Source organism: Qiania dongpingensis (assembly GCF_014337195.1).
Lineage (GTDB): Bacteria > Bacillota > Clostridia > Lachnospirales > Lachnospiraceae > Lientehia > Lientehia dongpingensis.
The window spans coordinates 1,974,357-1,997,044 of sequence record NZ_CP060634.1 but is presented as its reverse complement, the minus strand read 5'-3'; the positions used below and the strand labels follow the sequence as shown (position 1 = coordinate 1,997,044).

Annotated in this window: 20 protein-coding genes; 3 read left to right on the top strand and 17 right to left on the bottom strand. The window is 50.3% G+C overall.

Annotated features, from left to right (window positions below; translation table 11 throughout):
* Nucleotides 1–56: 56 nt before the first annotated feature.
* Nucleotides 57–1,925: a glycosyl hydrolase family 18 protein gene (locus tag H9Q78_RS09290; protein ID WP_249301209.1), complete on the bottom strand. Its 1,869-nt coding sequence runs from the start codon at nt 1,923–1,925 to the stop codon at nt 57–59.
* Between the two features lie 194 nt (nt 1,926–2,119).
* Nucleotides 2,120–2,371: a hypothetical protein gene (locus H9Q78_RS09285; protein WP_249301207.1), complete on the bottom strand. Its 252-nt coding sequence runs from the start codon at nt 2,369–2,371 to the stop codon at nt 2,120–2,122.
* A 249-nt stretch (nt 2,372–2,620) separates the two neighbouring features.
* Between H9Q78_RS09285 and H9Q78_RS09280 the strand changes: the two genes are divergently transcribed.
* Entirely contained in the window at nt 2,621–3,316 is a 696-nt protein-coding gene (locus H9Q78_RS09280) for an adaptor protein MecA (RefSeq protein ID WP_249301206.1), read from the top strand.
* Between the two features lie 81 nt (nt 3,317–3,397).
* Here the strand turns inward: H9Q78_RS09280 and H9Q78_RS09275 are convergent, their stop codons facing one another.
* Nucleotides 3,398–3,607: a DUF1858 domain-containing protein gene (locus tag H9Q78_RS09275; RefSeq protein WP_147595388.1), complete on the bottom strand. Its 210-nt coding sequence runs from the start codon at nt 3,605–3,607 to the stop codon at nt 3,398–3,400.
* 225 nt (nt 3,608–3,832) lie between these two features.
* On the opposite strand from H9Q78_RS09275, the gene H9Q78_RS09270 reads away from it, so the two are divergent.
* Both H9Q78_RS09270 and H9Q78_RS09265 read left to right on the top strand, forming a co-directional pair.
* Nucleotides 3,833–4,003 carry a DUF362 domain-containing protein gene (locus H9Q78_RS09270; RefSeq protein ID WP_147595389.1) on the top strand — a complete coding sequence of 57 codons (171 nt, stop codon included), beginning with the start codon at nt 3,833–3,835 and terminating at the stop codon, nt 4,001–4,003.
* A 149-nt stretch (nt 4,004–4,152) separates the two neighbouring features.
* Nucleotides 4,153–5,142, top strand: coding sequence for a 2-hydroxyacid dehydrogenase (locus H9Q78_RS09265; protein ID WP_249301204.1), 990 nt, complete (start codon nt 4,153–4,155; stop codon nt 5,140–5,142).
* Between the two features lie 74 nt (nt 5,143–5,216).
* On the opposite strand, the gene H9Q78_RS14650 is transcribed toward H9Q78_RS09265, so the two are convergent.
* The 14 genes from H9Q78_RS14650 to H9Q78_RS09195 form a co-directional block, all read right to left on the bottom strand.
* Complete coding sequence (locus H9Q78_RS14650; protein ID WP_249301202.1) at nt 5,217–6,011, bottom strand: MerR family transcriptional regulator; 795 nt, start codon at nt 6,009–6,011, stop codon at nt 5,217–5,219.
* 121 nt (nt 6,012–6,132) lie between these two features.
* Nucleotides 6,133–6,744: a flavin reductase family protein gene (locus H9Q78_RS09255; RefSeq protein ID WP_249301200.1), complete on the bottom strand. Its 612-nt coding sequence runs from the start codon at nt 6,742–6,744 to the stop codon at nt 6,133–6,135.
* Between the two features lie 20 nt (nt 6,745–6,764).
* Entirely contained in the window at nt 6,765–8,096 is a 1,332-nt protein-coding gene (dnaB, locus tag H9Q78_RS09250) for a replicative DNA helicase (protein WP_249301197.1), read from the bottom strand.
* A gap of 31 nt (nt 8,097–8,127) precedes the next feature.
* A complete protein-coding gene (gene rplI / locus H9Q78_RS09245) occupies nt 8,128–8,574 on the bottom strand; it encodes a 50S ribosomal protein L9 (protein ID WP_249301196.1) in 447 nt (148 codons plus the stop codon).
* A complete protein-coding gene (locus H9Q78_RS09240) occupies nt 8,575–10,611 on the bottom strand; it encodes a DHH family phosphoesterase (protein WP_330595125.1) in 2,037 nt (678 codons plus the stop codon).
* A gap of 110 nt (nt 10,612–10,721) precedes the next feature.
* A complete protein-coding gene (locus H9Q78_RS09235; protein ID WP_249301194.1) occupies nt 10,722–12,194 on the bottom strand; it encodes an ATP-binding cassette domain-containing protein in 1,473 nt (490 codons plus the stop codon).
* Nucleotides 12,145–13,260: a sensor histidine kinase gene (locus H9Q78_RS09230; protein WP_249301192.1), complete on the bottom strand. Its 1,116-nt coding sequence runs from the start codon at nt 13,258–13,260 to the stop codon at nt 12,145–12,147. The genes H9Q78_RS09235 and H9Q78_RS09230 overlap by 50 nt, the downstream gene beginning before the upstream one ends.
* 9 nt (nt 13,261–13,269) lie before the next feature.
* Nucleotides 13,270–14,868 (bottom strand): response regulator transcription factor, encoded by a 1,599-nt coding sequence (locus H9Q78_RS09225; RefSeq protein ID WP_249301190.1) that lies wholly within the window; start codon nt 14,866–14,868, stop codon nt 13,270–13,272.
* A 132-nt stretch (nt 14,869–15,000) separates the two neighbouring features.
* Nucleotides 15,001–16,077: a substrate-binding domain-containing protein gene (locus H9Q78_RS09220; RefSeq protein ID WP_249301188.1), complete on the bottom strand. Its 1,077-nt coding sequence runs from the start codon at nt 16,075–16,077 to the stop codon at nt 15,001–15,003.
* 19 nt (nt 16,078–16,096) lie between these two features.
* Entirely contained in the window at nt 16,097–17,080 is a 984-nt protein-coding gene (locus tag H9Q78_RS09215; protein ID WP_249301186.1) for an ABC transporter permease, read from the bottom strand.
* A gap of 35 nt (nt 17,081–17,115) precedes the next feature.
* Nucleotides 17,116–18,615, bottom strand: coding sequence for a sugar ABC transporter ATP-binding protein (locus tag H9Q78_RS09210; protein ID WP_249301183.1), 1,500 nt, complete (start codon nt 18,613–18,615; stop codon nt 17,116–17,118).
* Nucleotides 18,616–18,632: 17 nt separating this feature from the next.
* Nucleotides 18,633–19,883 (bottom strand): DegT/DnrJ/EryC1/StrS family aminotransferase, encoded by a 1,251-nt coding sequence (locus H9Q78_RS09205; protein WP_249301180.1) that lies wholly within the window; start codon nt 19,881–19,883, stop codon nt 18,633–18,635.
* Between the two features lie 31 nt (nt 19,884–19,914).
* Nucleotides 19,915–21,147: a DegT/DnrJ/EryC1/StrS family aminotransferase gene (locus H9Q78_RS09200; RefSeq protein WP_249301178.1), complete on the bottom strand. Its 1,233-nt coding sequence runs from the start codon at nt 21,145–21,147 to the stop codon at nt 19,915–19,917.
* A 213-nt stretch (nt 21,148–21,360) separates the two neighbouring features.
* The gene (locus tag H9Q78_RS09195; protein WP_249301176.1) at nt 21,361–22,536 is read right to left on the bottom strand and encodes an NAD(P)-dependent malic enzyme; all 1,176 of its coding nucleotides are present in this window, start codon (nt 22,534–22,536) and stop codon (nt 21,361–21,363) included.
* Between the last annotated feature and the right edge of the window lie 152 nt (nt 22,537–22,688).

Genomic DNA, 22,688 nt, shown 5'->3' with positions numbered 1-22,688 from the left:
GGGGATTCCATTATATTAGTCAGTCTGATTATTCTTTCCTTTCAGGATTCAGAGCGTCACTGAAGGTACTGCCCGATCACCGGCCACACGTCTGAGGACTCCAGCCCCAGTTTCCAAAAAGCAGCCCCGGCGATGTCATACTGCTTCACTTTCTCCATTTTAAGCCCTATGGATCTGGCGTCTTCCAGCCAGATGCGCCATGTGGAGCCATCCTCCTCATATTGACCGTAATATTGGCCCAGCTTCTCCTTCCATTCCGGTGTCACGCCATGGGCGGATAACAGCCGCTGTGCCTCGTCCATTCCCACAGCTTTTGAATCCCTGGCATACCGTCCCTCATAGACGGACAGCCCGTCATCATAAAGCTTGGCATCCGCGGGCGCATTCTCTTCCGGTGTCTCCTGCCATACCCGCATAAAAAACGGAAGTCCGTTTATCACCTTATCCGCCGGTACCGACCTAAGGGTATTGACAATCCCCTGCTCCGAAAAGCTGAGAGAAGCATTGGTCCCGGAGCAGCAGCCTTTATAGTGCTCATCATAGCCCATGATGACTACATAATCCGCCACTTGTCCCTGCTCCTTCAGGTTATACCAGCTGCGGCCTCCGGAAGGCACATAGTTATCTATGGAGAGTACTTTACCGGCCTGTCTGCAGGCGATGGAAAGCTCTCGTATGAACTGCAGAAAATGAGGGGCGCTGTCCTGTTTGATGCTCTCAAAATCCACATTGATCCCGTCCAGCCCGTACTGGGAAACTGCGTTCATGAGCTGATCGACCATTGTTCTCCTGGCCGCTGAAGAAGACAGGAGTGTCAGCACATCCACATTGCTGTCAAAATCGTCGACAAGGCCCCAAACCTGCATGCCCCGTTCATGGGCCTGGCTCACATAGGAGGCGTCTGCCAGAGAATTAAGCGCCCCGCTGTTATCTGCCACAGAAAACCAGGTAGGAGACAGCACCGTGATCCCCTCTGTGCCCTCCAGATATTCTGAAAGCTCAGCGTTGTCTCCGGCGCTGAACACCTGATGCCAGGCCATACTGATCTTCTTATCACTCTTGACCGCTGTATATTCCGGCAGTGCTGCGCTGGAGGACAGCTGGTATTCCTGCTGATTTTTCAGATACTTTGTCTTCAGATATCCCACAAATCCGTCTTCCGTCCGAACCCTGGTCCAATCATCCACGGTATCAATGATATACAGGGTACTTCCCTTCTCCGTCTCCGTGAGGATTGGGCTCTTAATCCCGGCCAAAACGCGGACTGCTGTTTTCCCCGACGCTTCCGCTTTTAAATGAGTCCCCCAGTCATTCTCCAGATAAAGCCTCGCGGGCAGCCCGCTTTCTTGATCGGATGGAAAGCTGGAAATCTGAACTCCGGTAAAAGCCGCCATAAAGTCAACGGAAACATATGCCTTTCCATTTTCTGTAAAACAGATTTCATAACCCATGTCGGTGGTCTGTCCTCCCACTGCATAAGTGTGGGACCCCGGCTGGATGCTCACCGTCTCAGTCGCCAGTGAATAAAGAAGCAGTCCCTCATCACTGAAATACCATTTGCTGTCTGTCTCAGCGGCGGCATCTGCCGGAAGGTAAAGCTTCCCATTCCGGGACAAAGCCGCGCTTTGTGTCTGTATCCCGCCGTGAAAGACAGCGGTACCGTCTGCACCCATGCCATAAACAGTCTTATAGTCTGCCCAGGCAGTACCCGGCCCGAATTTTCGAAACAGCACAAACGCGCCGGCAGCCAAAACTGCCAAGGCCAACAAAAGGCATACGTAAAATATCGGAGAGCCTTTCGGCCTCTTCCTCTTTCCTGATGGACCCCCGCCCGTTCCCTGGCACACCGGCCGGCCATTTCTATACTCCCGGCCTCCGTAGCTTTTGCCCGGCTTCCTATTATATGTCCTTCGCAATTCTGTCATATCTATAACCTCTGTCAATCAATTTTTCACTTACATTTTACTTATTTTGAGTATGCGCTGCCGCATCTGCTTTTACAGTATAACATATTTTGAAGGACGAACTGTGAATGTGGGAAAAAAATTAGAGAATCTTAAGATTTGTGTGAGAAGTGACGCAGCGTCTCCGCCGCCATTTTACCATACCTTATGACGGTTTATTTCCTGCTTTCGGCGTCTCCGCCGATCTTATCATAGCGTATTTCCGACAGGACGCCTTTATCATCCCATATGTAGTCTCCCATGTAACAGCCATGCTCTTTCACCGCACAGGCTGCGGCAATATCTTCCAGGGGAAGCTCCTCGCCGGACAAAGTGATTTCCACACCGCGTTTTTCATAACGCTTCATCTGTTTTAAAAGGGAATCGTACCGTTTGCGTTCCTCTTTTGTCAGCTTTTTCTTTTTCATAGAAAATCTCCCTTTATTTAATTGTAATTAAAACGGAAATATATTGCCCGACTGGGCATAATGAATAGAATGAAAGACCGCTTCTTTCATTAATCATAATATATATCAGGGGGAAATACAAGTATAAGATTTTGCATTTGCCCCAATATGTACTTGAAAGAAGCACTTTACATCCGGGCCCGTATTGTTTATACTATAGCCAAACAATATTGACCCCTAATAATCTGATACAGACAGGAAGTGATTCTTTTGAAAATAGAAAAAATCAGTGACAACCAGATACGCTGCACGCTGGACAGCAGCGACCTCACGGACCGGCAGCTGAATCTGGGCGAGCTGGCCTATGGCAGCGACAAAGCCAGACGCCTGTTCCGGGAAATGATGCAGCAGGCCTTCAACGATTTTGGCTTTGAGGCGGAAGACAACCCGCTCATGGTGGAAGCGATTCCCCTTTCCGGAGACAGCATCATGCTGATCATCACCAAGGTAGACGATCCGGAAGAGCTGGATACCAGGTTTGCCAAGTTCGCCCCGTCCTCCGCAGAGGACGAAACGGATTATGATGACAATTTATCGGAGCCCGGACTGGAAGGCGCTGTTAAGCTGGACAGCACAGAGGAGGCCACCAGTTCTCCCGCACCCGAGCCGGCAGACAAGACGCGGGTGTTCCAATTCTCCACTCTGGAGTCCGTCTCCCAGGCCTCTCAGGTCCTCGGGGACAGTTTTGACGGTTATAATTCTCTGTACCGGAATCCTTCTTCCAGAGATTACCTCCTGGTCATCAGCCAGCAGGGTTATGCGGAAGAGGCGTTCGTCCGGGTTCTCAATACACTGTCGGAATTCGGGACCAGGAAGAAAAACACCTATGCGACCGAAGCCTATTTCCAGGAACACTACGATATCATCATTGAGGGAACGGCGCTGCAGATTCTGCAGGCGCTTTAAGAGCCGGCGGAAAGCCTCCTTCTATGATGTAAATGCAAAAAAGCCCGGACCTCCCAAGGGAGCCGGGCTTTTTCAGCGTGATCACTGGGCTTTCGCCGCTAAATATTCATTTACTGCATTTACCAGCTGGTCCGCATCAATGCCATGTACCATTGCAGCCTCCGCCAGAGATTCTCCCTGCGCAGAAGGGCAGCCGATGCAGTGCATGCCCGCGCCCATTAAAACCGGAGCAATCCCCTGGTCCATGCGAAGAGCTTCGCCGATTAACGTATCCTTTGTCACCTGAGCCATTCCGTGTTCCTCCTAATCTTGTATACTTCCGCCACAAGCAGCGGATTCAAGGGCATTATACTCTATTTTCCTGCACTTTTCAAGCCCCGGACTTTCCATGTCCTGCGAGGTTCCGCCAACTTTCGGATTGCACTGAATTTAACACTTGAAATTCCATGTCCCATGTATTACAATACTGTCAGCAGTATTCCTAAATAATACATACTATAGAAGGAGGATTTCATTATGGCACACGTAATTTCAGATGAATGTGTAGCATGCGGCACCTGTGTTGACGAATGTCCCGTATCCGCAATTTCAGAAGGCGACGGCAAATACGAGATCAACGCAGACGAATGTGTAGATTGCGGTTCATGCGCTGCTGTATGTCCTACAGGCGCTATTTCTGCTGAATAATCAATTCACATAAAGCGTATACGTACATGAAAAGAATCCAGCCGGCTATTGCCGGCTGTTTCTTTTTCCTCTTGTATACAGGCGTTCTTTTTGTATAATACTAGTAGTAGCGTAGAATTACAGACACGGCAACAATAGGAGGACAAACCATGAAGATTCTATTTTACGACACGAAAATTTATGACAAAGAGACCTTTGAGCATCAGCTCGTCCATTATCCCAATATTCAGATTGATTACCTGGAAACAGATCTGTCGCCCCAGACGGCCGCTCTCGCCAGGGATTACGACGCGGTCTGCGCCTTTGTGAACTCTGATCTGAGCAAGCCTGCGCTGGATGTACTGAACTCCTGCCACGTCAGACTTCTTCTCATGCGCTGCGCCGGCTTTAACAATGTTGACCTGGAAGCCGCTAAAAGCTATGGCATGACGATACTGAGAGTCCCCGGCTATTCTCCGGAAGCGGTCGCCGAGCACGCGATGGCTCTGGCCCTGGCTGTAAACCGGCATCTTCACAAGGCTTATATCAAAGTACGTGAAAACAACTTCAGCCTGGCCGGACTCATGGGGTCTAACTTTCACCAGAAAACTGCCGGCATCATCGGCACCGGAAAAATCGGCGCGGCCATGGCCAAAATCTGCCGGGGCTTTGGTATGAAGGTGATCGCCTATGACGTTTATCAGAATCCGGACCTGGATTTCGTGACCTATGTGGACCTGGACGAGCTGCTGGCTTCCAGCGACCTGGTTTCCCTCCACTGCCCTTTGATGGATAATACTTATCATCTGATCAATAAGGACACTATCGCCAAAATGAAAGACGGGGTGATCCTGATCAACACCTCCAGGGGCGGACTTATTAAAACAGATGATCTGATCCTCGGCATCCGCGCACGTAAATTTTTCGGTGTCGGGCTGGATGTCTATGAAGAAGAAACACGAAACGTTTTCGAGGACCGTTCGGATGAGATACTCGAACACTCTACCACTGCCCGTCTCCTTTCTTTCCCCAACGTGATCATAACCTCCCATCAGGGATTTTTCACAGAGGAAGCCCTGGAGGCAATCGCCGCGACTACCCTGTCCAATGCGGATTCCTTTGAAAAAGGAAATATCAGCAAAGGAAATGAAGTAAAATAAACAATATCTTGTAAGAAAAATGAGGCCCTCCCGCACCGGCAGTCTTTCGCTGCCTTCGCGTTAAGGGCCTTCTTTTATTTCTCTTTTCTTCTGCCAAATCTTCTTTTTTTCAGCTTCCGGACGGGCACCTTAGTGGCCGCCGCTTCATTCTTCTGCTTCTGGACTCTCTGGCAGGCCCGGATGGTCTCATCCAGCTTTCGGTATCTTTCTTCCTCCCGCTCCTCCCGGTCCCGCATCAAAAAATTCATTTCTTTGACAACTTTTTCCGAAACCTGTCCGCTCACTGCATCTGAAAAGCTGGAACTGTTCCGCCGGAGCGCTTCCGTCAGCACATCTGTCATGATCGCCTGGAACTGCTCCATCTTTTCCGGAGATGCGGTCAGCCCTCTCTGTACGTCACTCTCAGAAACGGACAGCTCTGTGCCGCTTTGCCCATCCTGCTTGTCCGTCTTGACCTCAGCGTCTGTCCCGCCGTTCTCGGAAGCTTTCCCATGGCCTTCCCCATCCAGCACCTTAAAGCGGGCCTCTGCGGGCTTGTCCTTCTGGCGGCTATGTACCTCCTCCGTGCCGGCGCCCTCTTGGTCCATTTCGTCCAGGCTGGCATGCTCCGTCTTTTCTTCCAGGACTCCTGCCGAGGCTTTTACCGGATGCTCCCTGTCTTCTTCCAATAAAAATCCAGCCTCATCCGCCTTCAGTTCAAGTCCTTCCTCTTGGTTCAGACTAGTTCTGATAGCCTTTAGCTGGTATCCAAGTTCTTTTAATTCCTTTATCCTCTGAAACAGCGCAAGCTGCTTCTCCGTATAATAACGATGACCTAACTCGTTCCTCGGTATCTCAAGCTTTAACTCTTCCTCCCAATATCGTAACACATGAGCCTCCACATTTAATCTGCGTGAGGCTTCAGAAATCAAGTAATGGGCCAATTCTCATGAAACTCCTTTCGGTTCGAATAAGCCCATTATATCAAAACTATGCTGATTTGCAACGGCTTTAAACCGTTTTCCCCTTGAATTTTTTCTTATTTTCAGCCGGCCTTGTCGTATTTTTTCGAATACTGTAACCAAACGTACCCAACGCCTCCGACAGCCCATAATATGTGCCGTGAGAATAGGCCAGAGGCTTCGCTTTCCGGAGCCAGAACTTCCCCTTCTCATCCAAATATCCTTCGTCAACCTGAATGGCTTTCACCTCAGCCAAAAACATATGATGAGACCCCAGCTCCTTAACCTCTGTCACCCGGCACTCCACATTCACGGGACATTCCAGGACCAGAGGCGCTTTTACCACGGAAGCGGCGGCCGGCGTAAGTCCGGTCTCTTTCCATTTGTCCACATCCCGTCCGCTCTTTACTCCGCAGTAATCCACTGCTCTTGCCATGGGTTCTGTCGTCAGATTTATCACAAACGCTCCCGTTTCCCGCAGCATGTGATAGGAATAGCGCTCCGGCCTCACAGAAACATAAGCCATGGGAGGATTGGTGCAGACAGTCCCGGTCCACGCGGCCGTGAACAAGTTCCGCCTTCCTTCCCCATCCTGGCAGCTGACCAGAACTGCCGGCACCGGATAAATAAAATTCCCCGGCTTCCATACCGCCTTTGCCATATCTCTCTCCATATTCCACGCTATTTTTCCATATTTACAAACTTCGTGTAATCCGGCAGCCATACCAGGTTCACCGTTCCCGTGGGGCCGTTTCTCTGTTTGGCTATGATGATCTCCGCGATATTGGGATTTTCCGTATCCTTGTTATAGTAGTCATCCCGGTATATGAACATTACCACGTCGGCATCCTGCTCGATCGCTCCCGATTCACGGAGATCCGAAAGCATCGGGCGTTTATCCGTCCTGCTCTCCACCGCGCGGGACAGCTGAGACAGGGCGATGACGGGGGCTCCAACCTCTCTGGCCAGGGCTTTCAGCGAACGGGAGATCTCTGAGATTTCCTGCTGCCGGTTATCCGAGGCCCGTTTTCCGCCTGACATCAGCTGCAGATAGTCAATGATAATCAGATCCAAGCCAAACTCCAGCTTGAATTTCCTGCATTTGGAACGCATCTCCGATACGGTGATACCCGGCGTATCGTCAATGATCAGCTTGGAATTCCCGATCACGCCGACGCTTTCCACCAGCTTGTCCCAATCAGAATCCGAAAGATTTCCTGTCCGGAGAGCCTGGGAATCCACCCTGGATTCCATGGAGAACAGACGATTCATCAGCTGTTCCTTCGACATTTCCAGACTGAAGACCGCAGTCGTATAATTTTTTCTCAGTGCCACATGCTGAGCAATGTTCAGCACAAAGGCAGTCTTTCCCATGGACGGCCGGGCTGCCACCAGGACCAGATCCGACGGCTGGAGGCCGGATAATTTATAATCCAGATCCGTAAAACCAGTAGGGATACCAGTGATGGCGCTTTTATTCTGAGACGCCTTTTCAATCTTCTCCAGCGTGTTCAGAGCAATCTGCTTGATGGGTGTGAAATCTCCGCCTCCCCGGTCCTTCAGCAGGTCAAAGACCTTTTTCTCCGTTTCCTCCAGAATGACGTCCAGCTGTTCTTTTCCGCCGTAACATTCATTGGCAATCTCCTCATTCACCCGTATCAGCCGCCTGAGAACCGACTTTTCGTAAACAATGCGGGCGTACTGGCGGACATTGGCCGAAGTGGGTACAGCCGTGACCAGATCGCGTACGAACTCCAGGCTGCTGATTTCCGGCGGCACATCCTTTTCCCGCAGGCGGTCCTGGAGAGTGACCAGATCGACCGGCTTTCCCTCTGTATATAATTCCACCATGGCTTCAAACATGACGCCATATCGTCTGTCATAGAAATCATCGCTCCGGATAGTCTCCGTCGCCGTGATTATGGCGTCTCTGTCCATGAGCATAGACCCTATTACCGACTGCTCTGCCTCAATGCTATGAGGCAGTATCCGCTTAATCAGCGCCTCGTCCATAGAATCCTCCTTGCCGTAAATCCATCCGCCTTTATTTTTCCGTCACATGTACTTTAAGCTTCGCCGTCACATCTTTGTGAAGCCTGATCAAGATCTCATGGGTCCCTAAAGTTTTAATGGGCTCCTGAATCTGGATCTTTTTCTTATCCAGCTCCATGTCAAGCTGCTCCTTTGCCGCAGCCACGATCTCCTTTGAGGAAACGGAACCGAACACCTTCCCTCCCTCGCCGGACTTCACTGCCAGCTCCACGGTACAGCTTTCCAGCCTGGCCGCGAACGATCTGGCCGCCTCCAGCTGCTCCTGGGCCATTTTTTCATCGTGGGCCTGCTTCAGCTTCAGATCATTCAGATTCTTTGCAGTCGCTTCCACGCCAAGTTTTTTCGGCAGGATATAGTTTCTTGCGTATCCGTCGTTCACCTTTACAATCTGGCCCTTTTTTCCAAGAGCCTTTACATCCTCCATTAATACTACTTCCATTTATAACTCTCCTTCATCCAGCATTTGTTTAATGGTCGCTTTTACTTTTTCCACCGCCTGCTCCATGGTACAGTCAGTAAGCTGCGCTCCCGCCACGCTCATATGACCGCCTCCTCCCAGCTTTTCCATGATGATCTGGACGTTCACCTCGTCAATGGAACGGGCGCTGAGATAGATTTTATCCTGAAATTCTGTGAGCACCACCGACGCCTTGATGCCGACGATGTCCAGAAGCTCGTTGGCCGCCTGAGCCCCAATGATCGTAGGGCTCTCAATATTATCTCCAGGGCAGATGCTTATGGCAAACGCCTCCTCAAATACCTCGGCATGGCGGACGGCCTCTGCCTTTGCCTTGTAGTCCTGCATACTGTCGCGGAACATCTTCCGGACCCTTGTCACGTCGGCGCCGTTCCTGCGCAGGAAAGCGGCGGCCTCAAAGGTCCTGACCCCGGTCTTGTTCATAAAATTATTGGTATCGATCACGATTCCCGCATACATGGCGTCTGCTTCCGCCTGGCGGATTCTCACATTATCTCCGATATACTGAAGGACCTCCGCAACCATCTCGCAAGTGGAGGAAGCATAAGGCTCCACATAGGAAAGGACCGCATTGGTGATGCTCTCCCTCGTCTGCCTGTGATGATCCAATACCACAATGGTCGGTATGATATCCAAAAGAGGAGAGCACTCTGTAAAATTAGTCCTGTTCACATCCACGACGACCAAAAGAGAATTGTCATCGGCCTGTTCAATAGCTTTGTCTCCCTTGATGAACATGTCCTCCGGATAATCCGGATTATTGATAAACCTTTCCAGAATGGGGCGGACCGATGATGTGATGTCATCCAGCACGATATGCGCCTTTTTATTAAGCTCATTGCACGCCCGGTAAATGCCGATGCCGGCGCCCAGGGAATCCACATCGCCTATCTTGTGTCCCATGATAAAAACCTGCTCCCTGGTTTCAATCAGTTCTCTGAGAGCGTGGGCTTTCACGCGGGCCTTCACGCGGGTATTCTTTTCCTGGGATTGGGATTTTCCTCCATAATAGTTTATGGTTTCGCCGTCCTTGACGACCGCCTGGTCGCCTCCCCGGCCAAGGGCCATGTCGATGGCGGTCCTCGCGTACTCATAATTCTGGATATAGCTTCCGCCGCCCATCCCGAGGCCGATGCTCAGCGTTACGGCCATATCGTTGCCAATATTGACGGTCTTCACATCCTCCAGCAGGGAGAATCTGGCGGATTTCAGATTTTCCATATACTGGTTCTTTATGATGACAAAGTATTTATCCTTTTCAATCTTCTTTACAATGCCGCCCATACTGTTGATGTATTTGTTGATCTTCCGGTCTATGAGGGCAATGAGCAGCGAACGGCGGACCTCCTCGATGCTCTCAAGCGCCTCGTCGTAATTGTCGAGATAGATAAGGCCGGCCACCAGCTTTTGATTTTCAATCTCCTGCTGGAACTGGATCTTTTCCGTCTCGTCAAACAGGTATGCCGCGATCAGTCCTACCTTAAACCCATCCTCTTCTTCCGGAGAAGTATCCTCTGTCATATAAATATTCTTCAGATGAAGTCTATAATACCGGTTCTCATAGGAGACGTCATAGATCATCTCCTCTTCAAAGGGAGAATTGGGCTGTATTCCCGCGTCCGGGAAAAGATCTGTGATCTTTTTGTGCCAGCTCTTATCCTTCCGGATGATCTCACCAAAGGCATTGTTGATCCACAGGACCTTACCCTGCTCATCCAGCAGCGCATACGGTACGTCCAGATCCGCCAGAAGCTGCTTTTGGATCTGCGCGTGGTCCACGGCGAAAAGCAAAAGCTCCCGCATGATCATGGGGCGCTTCACAAAATAGAACCACAGGGCGACGCCGCAGTAGACCACAGCCGGGACCGTGCAGATAAGTCCCGCCTTTATGCTGAAAGCATAGGCCGTAACGGTCATGATAATGACCAGAGCTCCCATATATAATGGCCAGTTTAAGAATCCCTGAAGCCGCCCTTTCAGTTTCATATCGTTTTTCATAGAACTCTCCTTCAACTACTCCGGTCATGTCCAGTGCCCGAAATATGCTGGTGTATATTATAACATCATTACCCAAGCTTTACAAGAACGTTATATTCCGGAAAACCGATTCAATGGAAGGATTCTAATACGCTGTCGATGAGGCTGAACTCGTCTCTGGAAAACTCAAGCCAGGAGGATTCCCCGTAAAAGACGACGATCCGGCTGCATATGGTCATCATATAATTCAGATTGGAGGATGCGGTGAGGATTCCGCTCCCGTTCTTCCTCATCCGGTTCATATATTCAAAAATAATGTGATTGCTCACCACATCGCTGGTAATACAAGGATTGATACAGAGAAGAACAGCCGGCCGGTCCAAAGCCCACTTTTCCATCAGAATCCTGTACTGGTCATAAATATCCAGCTCCTCCGTCCTGCTCCTGATGATGTCAGCCTCCAGCAGGCCGGAATGTTCTGATCTGATGAATTTATATATGCCTTTATTTAATACTGCGCCTGTGATTTTTCTGACCGCAGGAATAAGTAGGTTGTCAGCCGCCGTCATGGAAGGGACCAGCCCCGTTTTAAGCGGGTCGTTCCGGATGACTCCGATTCCTCTTTTGACTGCTCTGGGAATATCTCTGGGGACGAACGGTTCTCCTTTCAAATAAATCTTCCCTCTGTATCCCTTTTGTTCTCCCAGCAAAAGCGTGCATAATGCCATATTCCTCTCATTTTGAAGCTCCCACAGGCCTACCGCCTCTCCTTCCTTTATGGCAAGAGAAAATCCCTTCAGCCCGTAAAGTTCTGTGTTCTCAAACCGCAGGACCTCCTTTTGTCCTGATTCTGCTTTCATATTGCCTGCATCAATATGGCGAAATCCCAGCATAACCCGCAGAAGACGCTCCTGGGAAAACTCTTCCCGATAAAAGGTCCTCACATTATGTCCGCCCCGTAGTACGGCGATCCTGTCCGATACCGGAATCAGATATTCTCCGAAACGGCTTGTAATCAGAAATCCAATCCCGGTGTCCCGCAGCATAAAAATGGACTGCTCCAGCTTTATCTGTTCCTCACGGGACATAGCCTCAAAAATGGTATCCATGACAATCAGCTCCGCTTTGGCGACCAAAGCCCTTGCCACCTGTATCATACACTGCTCATATCGGGAAAGATTCTTAGCCGGAATCCGTGGGTTCAAATGCCCCAGGCGCAGGAATTCCAGTATTTTCCGGGATTCCCTGCATATCTTTTTCGTCCGGACGCGTTCATATGGTCTCCCGTCCGGCTGCATCACGAATATATTCTCCGCGATGGAGAGCTCCTGCACCAGTCCGTCTACGGACAAGATACAGAAAATCCCCTTCCTCCATATAAATGACGTGAAATCCTCAACTGGTTCTTCCTGAACGTAAACGTCGCCGGAGAACGAAATATCTTTGCCGGCCAGAATACGGGATACCAGCGTCTTTCCCGAACCCGACAGGCCTAATACCCCTAATATCTCCCCGCTGTAAACGTTCAGCGTCAGGTCATCCAGCATTTTGATATCAAATTGCGTCTTCGTGATGTGCTCCATCCGCAAAAGTTCCCGCCTCATAGCCGTCCCTCCCGAGCGTCTCTTCCATCCGCCGTTTGTCTCCCGCGCCGCCGGCCGCTTTCTTTACCGCCGGCAGTGTAATCGTAATTTCCGTTCCCAATCCTTCTTCACTGTTGATCGAGATACCGTACCGGAATCCAAAATGGAGATGGATCCTTTCGTTTATATTGGATAAAGCGATTCCGCTGTGCATTCCTTCCTCCCCCCGGTCTTTCTTAAGACCGTTCAGAGATTCCTGAATCTCCTTAAGAACCGGTCCGGGAATTCCGATCCCATCGTCCTGGACTGCCAGTATCAGCCTTTTTTCCGTCGCCGTCACACGTATGGTGACCGCTCCCTCTGAAACACTTTTTTCCAGCCCATGAAAAATCGCGTTTTCTACAATGGGCTGCAGGGTCATCTTCGGCATCAGATATTCACCCGCTTCCGATTCCTCCACCAAGAAAATCCGGAGGTGAAAGCGGTTCCCAAACCGGTACTTTTGAATCAAGAAGTAATTCTTCGTATTTTGTAGCTCCTGCTCCAGAGTCACAAGATTCTCCTGGATGCTGATACTGTAGCGGAAAAACGCGGAAAGGGCTTCTGTCATATTGGCGATCTGCTCCGCCCCCTGTACCATGGCTTTCCCTCGTATACACTCCAAGGTATTATACAAAAAATGGGGATTGATCTGATTTTGGAGGGCATTCAGTTCCGCCTGCTTCACCAGCATCTTCTGTGTGTTCTTTTTATTTGTATATCCGTTCAGCCTTACCACGGTCCTGCATATCCTGTCCACGCCGGTCACCCCTTCTATCCCTTCTGAAACTTCAGAGACCTCCCGAAGGGCAGCGTCAATCTGACGGTGTACCTTGTAAATATTCCGGTATCCAAAAAGCAAATACGAGGCATAAACAAATACTTCCAGCAAAATCCCGCCGAAAAGGAGCGCACGGTATCCATAGCCTGTCTCTCCCATCAAATGCACTCCCAGAAGGATGCCTGGCGCCGCAAATACAATCCCATATATAATATACCTGAATAACAGCCGGATGGCCGCTGTCTGCGGCCGGGAATTCTGTTTCATATACCCCTCCTAAGAATGAAGATTCCTGTACTGTGACGGTTTGATTCCGACGACCTTTGTAAAAAGCCTGCTGAAATATGCCGTCTCCGTATAGCCCACCTTTTCTGCTATCACGCTGATCGGCAGATCGCTGCCCCGCAGAAACCGTTTTGCTGCTTCCATCCGCTGGCCTGTGACATAGTCGCTGAACGATTCTCCCGTTTCTTTTTTGAATACCGTGCTGAAGTACGCGGCATTCATATGGACCAGCTCCGCCACCTCCGACAGGCGGACTGGTTTCATAAAATGCTCGCTTATATATTGCTTCGCGGTCCGCACCGACCGATTACCATTGGATTCACTTTCCTGAATCAGATGTCCGAACAATTCTCCGATCTGTTCTTTAACGCTGCGGTTCATTTCTGTTAGGTCTGATACCCCGCCGGAGCATAAAATCCCAGGCGGTATTTTCTCACAAATCTTGCTATTCTCCAAAGACTTTCTTATGGCGTCCTCCAGATATCTGCAAAACTCAAACAGCATTCTGGGGTTTCCGGCTTCCCATTTCCGGAATTCCCGGAAAACAAGGTCCACTCCCCGGCACATCTTATCTATATCCAAAGCCGCGGCGGTGTTTTCGATATCCCGTTTGACCGGAAGAGGACAGATTTCCTCCATATCCATGGAGCTACCGGAAACCTGTTCCATATCGACCGCCCGTCCAGGATCCCATACCAATTGATAATCTACTCCTTCTCCGGCCTCCTTCAGCATGCGTGTAAATTCTTCCGGTTCTTTTCCCCCACGGCTGATGGCACAGGATAGGGCAATGTCCTTCCTGTCTTTTATATAAGCCAGAGCCGTACGGTATGCTGTGCCAAGCGCCATTCGGGCAGCCGCACCTTCTCCGGCATTACAATTGACGATTCCAAACAAGCGGAAGCCGTCGACCGCCAGCACATTCTTAAGCCTCTGCTCCGCCAGCATACGAATCGCGGTATTTTCCGCATATTTAAGAACCGACGCCAGCTCCTCCTCCGTCACTCCCTTTGCTCCGCTGGCCTGCATGCAAACAGCCAGAAACTCCCCTTCCTGAAATGCTGTATGAAAGGTTTCGTTCAGACTCCGGATATCCATGGAACCACATGCGCCAGGCCGGTGAAGAAGCACCGTCACCAAATGTCCCTGCAGCCGCTGCCTGCTTTCCTTGAACAATAACTCTTTTTCCTCGGCGGCACAGGCTTTTTCCTGGTTCGCCCGTATCTTCCGGACAATGTTCTCCAGGCAGTAGGTGAGCTCTGCCTTTCCTATGGGCTTCAGCAGATAGTCTTCTACTTCATAGCGGATGGCCTGCTGCGCATACTGAAAATGCCGGTATCCGCTGATGATGATGAAATATGGCCGGAGCCCGTTCTCGTGAACCTGCCGGATCAAATTCAGGCCGTCCAGGCCGGGCATGCGGATATCTGTAATGACAATGTCCGGCCGGAAGCGTTTAATTTTATCCAGGCAGTCCAGGCCATTTACGGCGATTCCTGCCAGCTCCAGGCCCATCGCCGGCCAATCTATTAAATGTGCGATCAGCTGGCACACGTCCGGCTCATCGTCTGAGATCAATACTGTCAGCATAAGCGGCTCCTTTCAAATAGTTCTTATTAATATAACGACGTCAAGAGCGAGTGCTCCAAAATACTTGGAGCATTCGCCCTTTATTCCTTTCTGCCGATCAGCCATTAACGCATGTCTGATATTTGTAATAGTCTATTTTCTGGGTCCGTAGTAGTCCTCCAGCAGTTCCTGCGCGTACTCCTTTTCCGTGGGAATCATGTCGATCAGCACCTGCTGTTCCTCAATCTTTTCTCCGCGCGCCAGCTTCGCCGCCATTTCCACGGACAATTCCCCTTCCCGGAACACGTCCTGGAAAAAGGTGACGGACATTTCTCCTGCTTTTACCGATTCACACGCCTCCTCTATCCCGTCGGCGCACGCGATCACCTTCACATCTTCCAATTTGCCGGCTGACTGCAGAGCGCGCACAACTCCAAGGCCCATATCATCATCATGGGAAATGATCGCATCCAGTTTATCTCCATAGGTAGTCAGCCAGTTCTCCGTCAGGGAAACAGCGGTATTACGGTTCCAGTCCCCCGGCTTAATAGCCAGAACCTCGACCCCCGGATGTTTATCAAGTATGTTAAAGATGCCTTCATCCCGGAAAATCTGCGCCGAACAGCCGATGGGCCCCTGGATAATGCAGACCTTGGCATCCTCTCCCACATTGTCGATCAGCCACTGGGCCGCCAGCTCGCCGGCCTGGATCTCATTCGGCCCCACATAATAGTAATCCCGGTCCGTGGTGATCGTCATATTTACTGCCGATATGGGAATCCCCGCCGCTTCACATAAATCCAGGGCCGGTTCCGCCGCGTCCGAATTCACGGGCGATATGATGATGCTGTCCACCTGCTGAGAGATCAGATTCTCAATCTGGTTCAGCTGCAGCGAGGCGTCGTTTTTGGCATCCAGTACCACCAGTTCCGCATTCTGCCGTTCCGCTTCCTCCTGCATTCCTTCTACCATGAGCACACAGAATTCAGTCATGAAATAAATGGATGTGCCGATCACGATGTGGTCTTTATCCCCTGCCTTTTCCACGGCTTTCTGTACCGCGGAAGCTCCCTGCGATTCTGCGGCCGTCGTTTCATCCTGTGCTGCCTTTGCAGTTTCTTTTTCGGTGGTCTCCTTTGCGGCGGTCGGCTTGCCCGAACAGCCTGCCAGCGCTCCCGTACATAAGACGAGACACATGATGAGCGCCATTGCCTTTTTCATCTTTTTCATTTAATACCCTCCTTATCTGCTAATTCGTCCGATTTGTAAACCTGTCAAACAATATGGCTCCGATGATAATGGCTCCCTTCACCACCTGCTGAATATAGGAAGAAACAGAGAGCAGGTCCAGTCCGTTGGTGATCACCCCGATCAGCAGGACTCCGACTATGGTACCCCAGAGCCTTCCTTTCCCACCGGAAAGGCTGGTGCCGCCGATGACCACTGCAGCGATCGCGTCAGATTCATAGGCCAGTCCCGCCTGCGGCAGGGCCGCCGATACTCTGGATGTCAGGACCACGGCTGCCAGGCCGCTCATCAGGCCGCAATAACAGTACGCAAACCGCAGGATGCTTTTAGTCCTCACACCGGAATAAAGCGCCGCGTTCAAGTTACCTCCTACGGCGAACACATACCGTCCCATTTTAGTTTTATACAATATAAAACAGGAGATCAAAAAGGTGATCAGTAAAATCCAGACCGGTATGGGAATGCCGAGGAAGCTGCCCTGACCAATTTCCACAAAATTACCCGTGAACTGTGAAATCGGTTTTCCATCTGAATAAATATACGTAAAACCTCTCACCATGGTCTGTACGCCCAGGGTCACGATAAAGGGCGCCAGAGAATGATTTGCCACAAGATAGCCGTTTACCAGCCCTATCAGGCCTCCGCACAGAACAGTCAGCGCGAATACTGCAAGCATCCCCCAGCCCGCCTTATAAACACTGGCACAGATAAAGCCGGACAGGGCCACTGTGGCACCGACGGACAAATCTATCCCGCCGGTGAGGATGACAAAGGTCATGCCGATCGCCAGAATTCCATTGATGGACACCTGCCTGAGAACATTCAGGATATTTCCGATGTTTAAAAAACGTCCCCTGGTGGAAATACTCAGTATCAGGCAGAATATGACAAATGCGATCACAATCCCATACTTTGCCATGAATATCCGGCTTTGCTTATATTTGCCTTTTGCGAGTTCTCTTGAATTATGATTTGTAGGATCCATACTGTTCCTCCCGTCCCTTTATTCTTATGTTCCCGTCAGCTCGTCGCCATTTCCAGGAGCTGTTCCTGCGTGGTGTCTGCCCTCATCACTTCTCCGCTTTTATGTCCTTCGTGAAACACCACCATGCGGTCACATAATCCAAGAATTTCTTCCATTTCCGAGGAAATCATGATGACCGTGATTCCCGCGTCCGCCAGGTCCGCGATCAGCTGATAAATCTCGGATTTTGCTCCGACATCGATTCCTCTTGTAGGCTCATCCAGTATCAGGATCTCCGGCACATTCATCAGCCATTTCCCCAGCACCACTTTCTGCTGGTTTCCGCCGCTAAGGTTCTGTACCAGCTGCCCAAGTCCCATAATTTTAGTCCGGAGTTTCTTTACATATTCTTCCGCCAGTTCCTTCTCTTCCTTTTTCCGTATGAAATATCTGCCGGTACAGAGCTTCTCCAGGTGCGCCAGAGTGACGTTGTCCTTCACGCTCATGGGGAGCACAAGACCGGTCAGCTTCCGGTCCTCTGTCACAAATCCCATGCGGTGCTCCACCGCGTCCTTCGGCGTCCGGATATGCACTTCTCTTCCATCTATCCGAATACGGCCGCTGTCCGGCCTTGTGCATCCGAATACGGCCTGGGCGATTTCTGTCCTTCCCGCTCCCATGAGGCCCACCATGCCCAGGATCTCTCCCTCATAAACTTCAAAATTTATATTATCAAATTCATTTTTCCGGGATAAGCCTTCCACGGACAGCTTTATCTTGCCCGACGGTTTTTTCCTGCGAACCGGAAAAATCTCCGTCAGCTCCCTGTCCACCATTTTCTTTATCAGCTGGTTTTTGTCCAGTTCCCGCGTAAAGAATGTCCCCACATAATGCCCGTCCCTCAGAACTGTGACCTCATCCGACACCTGAAAGACCTCATCCAGCTTATGGCTGATATAAATGATAGTGCGCCCCTGGTTCTTAAGCTCCCTCATGATTTGGAACAGGCCTTCGATTTCCCGTTCCGACAAAGCAGAGGTAGGTTCATCCATGATAATCAGCTCCGCATTCCGGTCGATCGCTTTCGCGATCTCCACCAGCTGATGCTGAGCCACGGACAGTAATCTCATATTCATCCTAGGGTCCACATCCAGGGACACCTTATCCAAAAGTTCCCTCGCATCCCGGTACATTTTTTTATCATTTATGATTGTGTTTCTTTTTTTCATGGGTTCTCTTCCCAGATAAAGATTCTCCGCCACGGTCATATCAAGTATAGGGTTCAGCTCCTGGTAGATCATCGCGATGCCATGGTCAATGGACTGGCCGGGGTTTGAGAAGGATACCTCTTTCCCCTTCAGAATAACTTTTCCTTCATCAGGCCGGTGCACCCCTGCTATCACTTTCACCAAAGTGGATTTCCCGGCTCCATTTTCACCCATCAGAGCGTGTATCGTCCCCTTTTTCACTGCAAAATCCACGTTATCCAGGGCATACACTCCATAATAGCTTTTCCTGATCCCTTCCAGCTTCAAAGCATATTCCTGTTCCTCCACCTATGAAATCACCTCTCTCACTTATTTGACTTGAAGTGTTCTGCCGCTTCCACTACGCTGTTGATGACATAGGCAACCTCAACCTCCGTCATCTTGGGATTGATCGGGATATTGACCTGCTGCTCAAACCATACCTTTTCACACACGGGGGATTCCCCCAGCTTGTGTCCTTTGTAGACCATATAGTCAGAAACCGTCGCCGGGAAGAATCGCAGGATGATCTGAATCCGTTTTTCAAACTGCAGGTAATCGATGAAGCCCTGCAGGTCTACTCCCAGAATCTCCGGATCGATAAAGACCGGATATAAATGATATACGCAGCGGTCCTGGGGATCAATCTTTAAAGTCCGAAGCCCCTCCACCCGATTGAAAGCTTCATTATACTTCTTCGCGATGGCAATTCTCATTTCATTGAACTTATCCAGCTTCGCAAGCTGTACCAGGCCTATAGCCGCCTGCATTTCAGTAATTCTCATATTAGTGCCGATCTCGTCGATGTGAGTCCAGTCATGGGTATAAGAAAAACTGGCGTGATCGTAGATATGCTTTAACGGTTTATAAGGCCCGATACACGGCGTTTCCCTTTCCTTTTTTTCACCGAGTATCCCATACGCCCGTATTTCCAGAGCCGCGGCCGCCAATTCGTCATCATCCGTTGTGACCGCGCCTCCTTCGCCGCCCAGGGACATATTTTTTAAAGACTGGAAGGAAAAGCAGGTCAGATCCGCGATGGAGCCTATTTTCCTCCCCCTGTAGCTGGCGCCCGGAGCATGGGCGGCGTCTTCTATTACCTTCAGATCATGCTTTCTGGCGATCGCCATGATCGCGTCCATGTCATTGGGGTTGCCCGCATAGTCCATAATCATGATAGCCCTTGTCCTGTCTGTGATCTTATCCTCAATGGTCGACGGATCCATATTCAAGGTATCTGGAAAAACATCCGCGAACTTGATGGTGATATTTTTACTTGCCAGCTTTAAATAGGTAGCCCGGAAGCTTTGAGGAGTGGAGATCACCTCGTCCCCTTCTTTTAAGCAGAGGATCATGACCGCCAGATCCAGGGCTGTCGTACCTGAGGATGTGGTGATACAATGTTTTGCGCCCACATATTCCGCAAACTCCGCCTCAAACTGGTCCCGGTTCTCGCCATAAGCCAAGGTTTTCCCGGAACGCATCACCCGTGCGACTGCATTGATCTCATCATCCCCGAAAATAGCACCCACCGGGTTTTCTTTTATCAGAAAATCGATACCGACATTAAAATTCATACCTTTTTCTCCTTTTCTCCGAGAGCTTTTCTCAGAAACTGATTTTTTGTATGACTTCCGCCATTTTGTCCGCCGCTCTGTCTATTTCCGCGTCCGTAGAGTTTATATTGACGCCAAATCCCGCAGCCAGCGCTGCGTCGACCACACCTACGCTGATATTTACGCTTCGCATGAGAATATCATCCGTTTTCGGCAGCATATCAGAGGTATAGCTGACCTCCCTTCCATAAACGGGACATTCGTAGGGACACTTAAACGCGGTGGAAGTGCATTTACCAAGTATCTGCTCCATATGGGCATACACGTGCCATCCGGATTCATATACCACCTTTGTGTTCACTTCCTTGCAGAAACGATCTGCCAGTTCTTTCGTATCAAAGATCAGTGTCAGAATCGTGCCGCACTCCCCTTCATCATTGATGGTACGGAACTTAAATCCCGGAAGGCCCTGCAGCCTGCTTTTCAGCCTTTCCTTATTCCTGCGGAGCGTACTGATGATCAGCGGCAGCTTGCGGACCTGAGCCAATGCCACCGCTCCGCTCACCTCGTTCACCCTCTGGTTCATCCCGATGATAGTCCGCCCGCCAATTTCCGCTCCGGCCCGGTAAGGAAGATGGCCCTGGTCATGAAAGGCAAAGGCTCTGGTAAACAATTCATCGTCATCCGTGGTCAGCATGCCCCCGTCTCCTGCAGTGATGGTCTTGAAGATATTGAGGGAAAACGCTGACATCTTTCCGAATGAGCCGACGGGACGGCCCCTGTAGGTGGCGCCGCAGGCCTGACAGCTGTCCTCCAGGACCGCAATGCCATGTCTGTCGGCGATTTCCATGATTCTGTCCATCCTGCACGGATTTCCAAGCATATGTACCGGGATAACCGCTTTGGTCCTCGGTGTGATCTTTTTCTCAAAATCATCCGGATCCATGGTCAGGGAATCGTCGATTTCCGCCAGAATCGGTATCGCCTTTGCAAACAGAACCGCAGACATGGTCGCCACAAACGTATATCCCGGCACGATCACCTCGTCTCCCGGCCCCACTCCCATGGATACCAGACAGTTGATCAGGGCGCTGGTTCCTCCGGACACAGCCAGACAGTGCCTGGCTCCCGAAAACTTTGCGAATTCCTCCTCAAAAGAAATTACTTTATGCCTGAAATTCGGGTCTTCCAGCTTACCATAGCGTGATAAATGTCCGCTTTTCAAAACATCTACTACTTCGTTGATTTCTTCCTCACCAATCCAAAATGCTCCCGGTCCTGGCATATCCTTATCCCCCTTTCAAATATTTGTTATATTTTGATTGATTCAAGTATAAAGCCTCCACAATCCGACTACAATATGACAATTTTTGGAAAAAATATAGTATTTTTATATCTTTATCTAATATCTGTTCGAAAGTAAAAAAAGAAGCGCCTTTTCAGACGCTTCTTTTATATTTCTATTTATTTTATTTGAATCTGTGCTCCTCCAAAAGAATTACAGCCTCGCTACACCGCTTTCCCTCGCGGCCTGGGCAACTGCCTTCGCCACAGCGGGACCGACTCTCTTGTCAAAGGCCTTGGGAATGATATACTCCGGTGACAGCTCTTCATCGGAGATCAGACTGGAAAGGGCATTGGCCGCCGCAATCTTCATGGCATCATTGATGTCCCTCGCGCGGACGTCAAAGGTTCCGCGGAATACGCCGGGGAATGCCAGCACATTGTTTACCTGGTTGGGGAAATCGCTTCTTCCAGTGGCAATGACCTTAGCTCCGCCGGCCTTCGCATCCTCCGGGAAAATCTCCGGAGTAGGGTTCGCGCAGGCAAAGATGATCGCATCCTTTGCCATGGTCTTCACCATCTCTGTGGTCAGCACGCCGGGAGCTGATACGCCGATGAACACATCTGCGCCGGAAAGTACATCTGCCAGGGAGCCCGCCTTCTTGTCTTTGTTGGTGAGCTGAGCCATCTCTTCCTTAATGGGATTCATTCCTTCCTTGCGACCTTCATAGATCGCGCCCTTCCTGTCGCACAGGATGACGTCCTTATAGCCGTCGGACAGCAGAAGCTTGGTGATGGAAATAGCCGCAGCTCCGGCGCCGTTGACCACGATCTTCACATCCTCTTTTTTCTTTCCGACTACCTTCATGGCATTGTTGAGGCCCGCCAGAGTGATAATCGCAGTTCCATGCTGATCGTCATGGAAAATCGGGATATCGCATTTTTCCTTCAGCTTCTTCTCAATCTCAAAGCATCTGGGAGCGGCAATGTCCTCCAGATTCACTCCTCCGAAGGAGCCGGAGATCAGGTAGATCGTATTTACGATCTCATCCACATCCTTGCTTTTGATGCAGAGGGGGAACGCATCCACATCTCCAAAGGCTTTAAACAGAACACACTTTCCTTCCATGACCGGCATGCCTGCCTCCGGGCCGATATCGCCCAGGCCAAGAACGGCGGTTCCATCCGTCACCACCAGACACATATTGTGACGGCGTGTCAGATCATAGCTCTTTTCAACATCCTTCTGGATCTCCAGGCAGGGCTGTGCGACACCGGGGGTATAGGCCAGGGACAGATCGTCCTTCGTCTCAACCGGCACTGTAGCTACTACTTCAATTTTGCCCTTCCATTCAGCGTGGAGGCGCAGGGATTCTTTTGCGTAATCCATAGTTGTTAGTTCTCCTTTTCTCTCTCATGCTTTCTATAAATAGCAGTGAATAAACAGCTTTGGCATTGTGAATTAATTGACAAAACCAACCTGTTAGATTATAGCATATTCTTTCCGAGGAATCAACAACTTAACAGAGTTTTTATACAGCC

Excerpts from the sequence above, each read along its gene's own strand:
- H9Q78_RS09290 (WP_249301209.1), bottom strand. The coding sequence starts at position 1,925 with ATGACAGAATTGCGAAGGACATATAATAGGAAGCCGGGCAAAAGCTAC.
- H9Q78_RS09285 (WP_249301207.1), bottom strand. The coding sequence starts at position 2,371 with ATGAAAAAGAAAAAGCTGACAAAAGAGGAACGCAAACGGTACGATTCC.
- H9Q78_RS09275 (WP_147595388.1), bottom strand. The coding sequence starts at position 3,607 with ATGGCTCAGGTGACAAAGGATACGTTAATCGGCGAAGCTCTTCGCATG.
- H9Q78_RS09270 (WP_147595389.1), top strand. The coding sequence starts at position 3,833 with ATGGCACACGTAATTTCAGATGAATGTGTAGCATGCGGCACCTGTGTT.
- H9Q78_RS09265 (WP_249301204.1), top strand. The coding sequence starts at position 4,153 with ATGAAGATTCTATTTTACGACACGAAAATTTATGACAAAGAGACCTTT.
- H9Q78_RS09255 (WP_249301200.1), bottom strand. The coding sequence starts at position 6,744 with ATGGCAAAGGCGGTATGGAAGCCGGGGAATTTTATTTATCCGGTGCCG.
- dnaB (WP_249301197.1), bottom strand. The coding sequence starts at position 8,096 with ATGGACGAGGCGCTGATTAAGCGGATACTGCCTCATAGCATTGAGGCA.
- rplI (WP_249301196.1), bottom strand. The coding sequence starts at position 8,574 with ATGGAAGTAGTATTAATGGAGGATGTAAAGGCTCTTGGAAAAAAGGGC.
- H9Q78_RS09240 (WP_330595125.1), bottom strand. The coding sequence starts at position 10,611 with ATGAAAAACGATATGAAACTGAAAGGGCGGCTTCAGGGATTCTTAAAC.
- H9Q78_RS09235 (WP_249301194.1), bottom strand. The coding sequence starts at position 12,194 with ATGAGGCGGGAACTTTTGCGGATGGAGCACATCACGAAGACGCAATTT.
- H9Q78_RS09230 (WP_249301192.1), bottom strand. The coding sequence starts at position 13,260 with ATGAAACAGAATTCCCGGCCGCAGACAGCGGCCATCCGGCTGTTATTC.
- H9Q78_RS09225 (WP_249301190.1), bottom strand. The coding sequence starts at position 14,868 with ATGCTGACAGTATTGATCTCAGACGATGAGCCGGACGTGTGCCAGCTG.
- H9Q78_RS09220 (WP_249301188.1), bottom strand. The coding sequence starts at position 16,077 with ATGAAAAAGATGAAAAAGGCAATGGCGCTCATCATGTGTCTCGTCTTA.
- H9Q78_RS09215 (WP_249301186.1), bottom strand. The coding sequence starts at position 17,080 with ATGGATCCTACAAATCATAATTCAAGAGAACTCGCAAAAGGCAAATAT.
- H9Q78_RS09205 (WP_249301180.1), bottom strand. The coding sequence starts at position 19,883 with ATGAATTTTAATGTCGGTATCGATTTTCTGATAAAAGAAAACCCGGTG.
- H9Q78_RS09200 (WP_249301178.1), bottom strand. The coding sequence starts at position 21,147 with ATGCCAGGACCGGGAGCATTTTGGATTGGTGAGGAAGAAATCAACGAA.
- H9Q78_RS09195 (WP_249301176.1), bottom strand. The coding sequence starts at position 22,536 with ATGGATTACGCAAAAGAATCCCTGCGCCTCCACGCTGAATGGAAGGGC.